This window comes from Pseudomonas sp. Kh14 (assembly GCF_900291005.1).
GTDB lineage: Bacteria > Pseudomonadota > Gammaproteobacteria > Pseudomonadales > Pseudomonadaceae > Aquipseudomonas > Aquipseudomonas alloputida.
Map to the genome: position 1 here is coordinate 1 of NZ_OLKJ01000191.1, position 255 is coordinate 255.

The following is a 255-nucleotide window of genomic DNA, read 5'->3' on the forward strand; positions in this document are numbered from 1 at the left end:
GCGCTGAACAGCGTCGGGTCGTAGTCGATGCCCGGCTGCATGCGCAGTGCGGCCATGCCCATGTAGTGCATGCAGGCGATGCCGGTGCCCATGATCAAGGCACCGAAGGCCAGTTGCAGCCACGGTAGTTTCGGCTGGCTCACCAGCCACAGGGCGAAGCCCGACGAAGCCACCGCGATCAACAACGACTGGCCAGTCAGCAGAGTGTCGTAACCCAGCTCGATGGGCAGGCTGAACGCCAGCATGCCGATGAAG

1 protein-coding gene is annotated in these 255 nt (G+C 63.5%); it reads right to left on the bottom strand.

The window, feature by feature from the left end; all coding sequences use genetic code 11:
* A partial coding sequence (locus FQ668_RS27795; RefSeq protein WP_306109848.1) for an MHYT domain-containing protein occupies positions 1 to 255 on the bottom strand: 255 nt, incomplete at both ends.